Source organism: Kitasatospora sp. NPDC054939, assembly GCF_053610105.1.
Genome location: NZ_JBSGXP010000251.1, coordinates 1 through 5,824, shown reverse-complemented (window position 1 = coordinate 5,824; position 5,824 = coordinate 1). Strand labels below are relative to the sequence as shown.

6 protein-coding genes are annotated in these 5,824 nt (G+C 74.7%); 3 read left to right on the top strand and 3 right to left on the bottom strand.

Annotation, left to right across the window (positions count from 1 at the left end; genetic code table 11):
- Positions 1–678 precede the first annotated feature (678 nt).
- Positions 679–2,394, bottom strand: coding sequence for a GAF domain-containing protein (locus ACWGB8_RS37545; protein ID WP_452218149.1), 1,716 nt, complete (start codon positions 2,392–2,394; stop codon positions 679–681).
- Between the two features lie 204 nt (positions 2,395–2,598).
- Here ACWGB8_RS37545 and ACWGB8_RS37540 point away from each other — a divergent pair, with 204 nt between their 5' ends.
- Positions 2,599–3,291: a response regulator gene (locus ACWGB8_RS37540; RefSeq protein WP_452218148.1), complete on the top strand. Its 693-nt coding sequence runs from the start codon at positions 2,599–2,601 to the stop codon at positions 3,289–3,291.
- Positions 3,292–3,349: 58 nt separating this feature from the next.
- On the opposite strand, the gene ACWGB8_RS37535 is transcribed toward ACWGB8_RS37540, so the two are convergent.
- A complete protein-coding gene (locus ACWGB8_RS37535; protein ID WP_452218147.1) occupies positions 3,350–3,643 on the bottom strand; it encodes a hypothetical protein in 294 nt (97 codons plus the stop codon).
- Between the two features lie 311 nt (positions 3,644–3,954).
- Between ACWGB8_RS37535 and ACWGB8_RS37530 the strand changes: the two genes are divergently transcribed.
- Entirely contained in the window at positions 3,955–4,770 is an 816-nt protein-coding gene (locus tag ACWGB8_RS37530) for a hypothetical protein (RefSeq protein ID WP_452218146.1), read from the top strand.
- A 138-nt stretch (positions 4,771–4,908) separates the two neighbouring features.
- On the opposite strand, the gene ACWGB8_RS37525 is transcribed toward ACWGB8_RS37530, so the two are convergent.
- Positions 4,909–5,136 carry a hypothetical protein gene (locus ACWGB8_RS37525; protein WP_452218145.1) on the bottom strand — a complete coding sequence of 76 codons (228 nt, stop codon included), beginning with the start codon at positions 5,134–5,136 and terminating at the stop codon, positions 4,909–4,911.
- Positions 5,137–5,648: 512 nt separating this feature from the next.
- Between ACWGB8_RS37525 and ACWGB8_RS37520 the strand changes: the two genes are divergently transcribed.
- A partial coding sequence (locus ACWGB8_RS37520; protein ID WP_452218150.1) for a cold-shock protein occupies positions 5,649–5,824 on the top strand: 176 nt, incomplete at its 3' end.

Genomic DNA, 5,824 nt, shown 5'->3' with positions numbered 1-5,824 from the left:
CGCCGGGGGCTCTACCCTCGCCCGGCGTTCTACCCCCGGGCCGGGGGCACCTGCGGGGGCGGGGTGGTCGTCGCGGGCCCCCCCCGGCCGCGGGGCTCGGGAGGCCGTCGGCCCTGCGGGTCCACGCATCCGGACGGACCGGCCCCGGGCACCGGTCCCCGGCGCCCCGATGCCTGAGTGCCCGGGCGCCTGGGCCGTCCGGCCCAGCGGCGCGGGCCCCCGGTCGGTCCGGAAGAAGCGGGGCGACGGCCTCTGGGGGCGGGGCGCGGTTCCGGGGAGGGTGGAAACCGCACCGAGGAGAATCCGCACCGAGGAGGTGGCCCTGATGGACAGGATCAGGATCGTCAAGCGCCCGGCCGTCCCCCGCCCCCGGCCCCCGCTCGACCTGCGCACCCCGTCCGGCCGTCCGATGCCGTACTGACGGATGTCGTACGGAGGGATGCCGTACCGGGGCCCGGTCGCCGCAGGAACTGCTGCTCAGATCGCCAGGTCGCGGCGCTCCAGCGCCGCGAACGCCACCGCCAGACCGGCCAGGCCGACGGCGGACAGGACGGCGAGCGAGGCCCAGGGGACGGCGCCCCGGGCCAGGGCGTCGGCCGGAGCGTACGCGGAGACGGGCCGCGGATCGTCGTAGCCCGCCCCGGCCGGGCACCGGACCGCCGCCGGCCCGGGCTCCGGTCAGGCCGACGGGAGCGGGACCCGCCACTCCAGCACCGTGCCGCCCCCGCCGCGCTCCACCGCGCCGAAGGAACCCCCGAGGGCGGCGGCCCGGTCGGCGAGGTTGGCCAGGCCGCTGCGCCGGCCGCCCTCCGGAAGGCCGACGCCGTCGTCCGCCACCACCAGCACCAGCTCCGCCCCGGCGGTGAGGGAGATGTCCACCGCGCCCGCGCTCGCGTGCCGGGCCGCGTTGGACAGCGCCTCCGCCAGGACGGCGACGGCCGCATCGGCGGTCTCCCGCGGCACGGTGGCGTCGAGCGGGCCGGTCATCCGCAGGGACGGCGTGAAACCGAGCGCCGGGGCGGCCCGCTCCACCGCCCCGACCACCCGCGCCCGCAGGCCCGTCGCGGCCGGACCCGACTCGCGCAGCCGCAGGCCGAAAATGGTGGCCCGGATGGTCCGCACGGTGTCGTCCAGATCGTCGATGGCCCGCAGCACGCGGTCGGCCGCCTCCGGGTGGTCGATGAAACGGGTGGCGCCCTGGAGGGTCATCCCGGTGGCGAAGAGCCGCTGGATCGCCAGGTCGTGGAGGTCGCGGGCGATCCGGTCGCGCTCCTGGAGCAGCGCGACCTGCTCGGAGTCCCTGCGCCGCTCGGCCAGCTCCATCGCCACCGCGGCCTGACCGGCGAAACCGAGCAGCGGCCCCGACTCGTCCTCGCCGAACAGCGGTGCACCGGCCGCCCGGGCCAGCATCAGCACCCCGCGCACACCGTGCTCGCCGGTACCGATCGGCACGGCGACGGCCGGGCCCAGGCCCTCCCAGCGGGGCGGGCCGGCGGTAATCCGCGGGTCGTTCGCCACGTCGCTGCTGGTGACGAGCCCACCGGAGCGGAGCGCCGCGCCGACGAACGACCCCTCCACCGGGACGACCAGCCCGCGGTGGTGCTGCTCGCCCAGGCCCGACGCGATGCGGACCTCCAGTTCGCCGGACCCGGGGAGCGGCAGCGCCACCACCGCCAGGTCGGCCCCGGCGATCTCGGAGGCCCGGGCGACCAGCAGGTCGAGCACCTCCGGCTCCGACCGGCCGGACATCAGACTGTTGGTGATCTCCGCGCCCGTCTCCAACCACTGCTCCCGCAACCGGGCCTGCTCGTACAGCCGCGCGTTGTCGATGGCCACCCCGGCCGCCACGGCGAGGGTCGCGAGCACCGCCTCGTCCTCGGCGTCGAACTCCGCGCCGCCGCGCTTCTCGGTCAGGTAGAGGTTGCCGAAGACCCTGCCCCGGACCCGGATCGGCACCCCGAGGAAGGTCCGCATCGGCGGATGCTGCGCCGGGAAACCGTACGAGGCCGGGTGGTCCGCGATCCGGGCCAGCCGCAACGGCTCGGGCCTGCGGATCAGCTCGCCGAGCACCCCGTGCCCGGACGGCAGCGCCCCGATCCGGGCGACCTGCTCCTCGCTCACCCCGACCGGGACGAACTGGGCGAGCCGCCGGTCCTCGCCGATCACCCCGAGCGCGCCGTACTCGGCGTCCACCAGGGCGACCGCCGCCTCCACGATGTGCCGCAGCGCCTGCGTCAGCTCCAGGTCACGGCCGACCGCGAGCACCGCCTCCAGCAGGCTGTGCACGCGGTCGCGGGTGCCGCGCGCCGCGTCCAGCCGGGCCTGGAGCTCGTCCAGCAGCTCGTCCAGCCGCAGCTGCGGCACGGGGGTGGGCGTCTGCGGCTCACTGCCCAAGGGGATCCTCCGTGGCTCGCCCGATGCCACTCATCAGCCTAGGTCCCGACCGCCCGGTGCGCCGCGCACCGGCCGGGGGCCGCGCCCGGGGGAGTCCCGCCGACTGCCCGCCGCCCGCCCGGGGCCCGCTCGGCCCGGCTGCAGGTGCCGGGCCGAGCGCGGAGAATCGGTGGCATGACCGGCGCGGTCACGGAGGGAGAGCCCATGAACGCGACCGAGCCCGCGGCGCAGCGGACCGTCCGGGTGTTCCTCCTCGACGACCACGAGGTGGTCCGGCGCGGCGTGCGCGACCTCCTGGACACCGAGCCCGACATCGAGGTCGTCGGCGAGGCGGCGACCTGCGCGCAGGCACTCGCCCGCGTCCCCGCGCTGCGCCCGGACGTCGCCGTCCTCGACGTCCGGCTGCCGGACGGCGACGGGGTCACCGTCTGCCGGGAGCTGCGGGACCGGATGCCCGGGCTGGCCTGCCTGATGCTCACGTCGTTCGACGACGACGACGCACTGCTCGACGCCGTCATGGCGGGCGCCGCCGGGTACGTCCTGAAGCAGGTCAAGGGCTCCGACCTGCTCGGTGCGGTCCGGACGGTCGCCGCGGGCGGGTCCATGCTGGACCCGGCGACCACCCGCCAGTTGATGGAGAGCCTGCGCCATCACGAGGAGAGCGCGGCCGACGCCGCGCTGGCCCGGCTGACACCGCGGGAACGGGAGATCCTCGCCCTGGTGGGCGAGGGCAGGACGAACCGGCAGATCGGCGAGGAGCTGTACCTCGCGGAGAAGACGGTGAAGAACCACGTCTCGCGGCTGCTCGCCAAGCTCGGCGTGGAGCGCCGCCTGCAGGCCGCGGTCCTCGCCGCGCACGCCGAGCCGCTCGACCCCCACCACCGGCCCCCGCGCTGACCGGAACGGCGGAGGGCGGAGGACGCGCTGCCCGGGAGCGGGATGCCGCGGGGTGCGGTCAGCCGGAGGCCGCGTGGAGGATGCGGTCGCGCGAGGCCGCCGCCTCGGCGCGCAGGGCGGGCAGGTCGACGTCCAGGACGCGGCCTGCCCACTTGCGGACCTGTCCGGCGATCAGCACGGTGTCGCCGGTGACGAGGAGGTCGCCGGCGGGGAGGGTCCCGAGTGCCGGGTCCATGGTGACGACGGTGGCGCCGGTGAACAGGATGCGGCGCCCCGGGTCGTCCGCGGTTCGGCGCAGGAGGTCGAGGAGGGCGGGGCGGGGCGTGTCGGTGGGGCGGTGAACGGGGTGCACGGGGCTCGCTTCCGTTGCGTGGACGGTGTCGTGGCCCGGGGTGTGGTCGCGCGGCCGCCGGCACGGGTGCGCCCACCCGGGTGCGAGGGCCGGGCGGCGGCCGGCCGGGGCGTCCGCGGGATCCAGGCTGGCAGCGGCGCGACGGGTCCTCCAGGACGCGGGCAACCGGGGTGCGGCGCACCCGGGCTGGGGGTCCTCGCGGGCGACCGTCCCCGCGGGCCCGTAGGCACATGACGGGGGGTCGGCTCCGGCAGTCGAATTTCTGTTATGCCAATTGACACAACATCAATGGGCTGCCTAGGCTCGCGGCCATGGAAGAAGAGGTCAAACGCCGCGGTCGGCCGCGGAAGGACCCGGAGCGGCTGGCGCGCTGGACCCCGCCGGACGGCTGGTCGCGGCTGGTCGCCTGGGTCTCGCCGGAGGAGAAGAAGGCGCTGAAGCTCGTCGCCGTGGATGCCGGGGTCTCCGTCGCGGACCTGGTGCGGTCACTGGCGAGCGGCCTGGCGGCGGGGGCGATCACGCACGAGGAACTGGTCGGACAGGTCAGGAGAGGCAGGCAGGTCATGGAGAAGATCCCCACGCTGTTCGAGCGGGACGGCGACTTCCGCGTCGTGGACCGCCCGCGCGCCGAGTGCGCCTGGGTGTTCGCCGGGGAGGGCGCGCCCACCGAGAAGCTGGACGGCACCAACGTCCGCCTGACCGTCCGCGGGGGCCACCTGGTGCGGGTGGAGAAGCGGCGCAACCCCAGCAAGGCGCAGAAGCAGCAGGGCATCATCGACGGCTGGTACGTCGACACCGACGAGCAGGGCCCCGAGGACAGGTGGATCCTGGCGGCCGCCCACGCCACCGACGTGTCCGCCTGGCCGGACGGTGAGCATGCCTGTGAGGCCCTCGGCCCGCGCATCCAGGGCAACCCGCTGAAGCTCGACGGCCACCTGTGCGTGCCGTTCGACCTCAAGGCGCCGGTGTATGGGGCGGTTCCGCGCAGCTACGAGGGCCTACGGGAGTTCCTCGCCGAGCTGGAGAGCCGCTACGCGCCGGGCAGCCCGGCGGAGGGGATCGTCTTCCACCACCCCGACGGCCGGCGCGCCAAGATCAAGCGCAAGGACTTCCCCGAGGCGGCCTGACGGAGGCAGGCCGACGCCCGCCCTGCCGGTCGGCACGTCCCGGGGCGGGCCGGCGGGTGCGACGTTCCGCCGCCGCACGGCCCGCACGGTGTGCGGCCCGGTCGGCGGTGGCGTCCGGGGTCAGGGTTCGTACGTCGGTCAGAGCTTGTACATCGCGCTGTACGGATGCAGGATGCGCTCCTGTCGTGGTCCGAAGTCGACGAGTGCGGCGATGTTGCCGTCGCCCTCTACGCCGATGACCCGGCCGAGGCCGTAGCGGTCGTGGGTGACCCGGTCGCCGACGGCGAAGTGCTTGCGCGGGGCCTCCACCGGAGCCTTGAAAGGGCTGTTCGGCAGGGGGCGGCGGGCTGCTGAAGAGTTTGTCATCCCCTCCAGTGTGCGCCGAAAAGTGCGGGAGCGGGGACTTTCGGTGTGCGCGAGTTCGAGTTGCGGCCGGATTGTTGCGTACGCCGCCCCGTGTGCCCCTGGGCGGCGGCGCCGCCGTGCGGAGGGGGTACCCGGCCTGCGGGGAGCGGTCGCGGCGCCGGGTCGGCGCGCCGATCCCATCGAATTTCGCCCTCCCGCGGAGGCCGGCGCGGTCGGCGCGCGGCCGGCCAACAGGTCTGCCATCGCGGCGCGTTGGCGGTCGTGGCGACGCGGGGTCGGCGGCTCCGGAGGACTCCGTGCCGAAAACGAGGGCGAGGAATCCGTCCGTCGCGGGCTCGGGCCTGCTAGAGTCGTTGTAGTTGCAGTAGTGGTTCCCATGAACTTTGTGTGCGCCTGCTGATGTTTCGCAGGCGCATTTTCTGTTTCCCGGCTCTTCCCCGGGTGGGTGCTCATCGCGGCGACCCGAAGCTCGCGCTGTGCGAGCTTCGAACAGCCTCTTAAGGAGAATCTTTATGGCTAATGGCACTGTGAAGTGGTTCAACTCGGAAAAGGGCTTCGGCTTCATCGAGCAGGAGGGTGGCGGTCCGGACGTGTTCGCCCACTACTCGAACATCAACGCCAACGGCTTCCGTGAGCTGCTCGAGGGCCAGAAGGTCGAGTTCGACGTCACGCAGGGCCAGAAGGGCCC

Coding starts and splice junctions, on each gene's coding strand:
- ACWGB8_RS37525 (WP_452218145.1), bottom strand. CDS start 5,136: ATGACAAACTCTTCAGCAGCCCGCCGCCCCCTGCCGAACAGCCCTTTC.
- ACWGB8_RS37540 (WP_452218148.1), top strand. CDS start 2,599: ATGAACGCGACCGAGCCCGCGGCGCAGCGGACCGTCCGGGTGTTCCTC.
- ACWGB8_RS37530 (WP_452218146.1), top strand. CDS start 3,955: ATGGAAGAAGAGGTCAAACGCCGCGGTCGGCCGCGGAAGGACCCGGAG.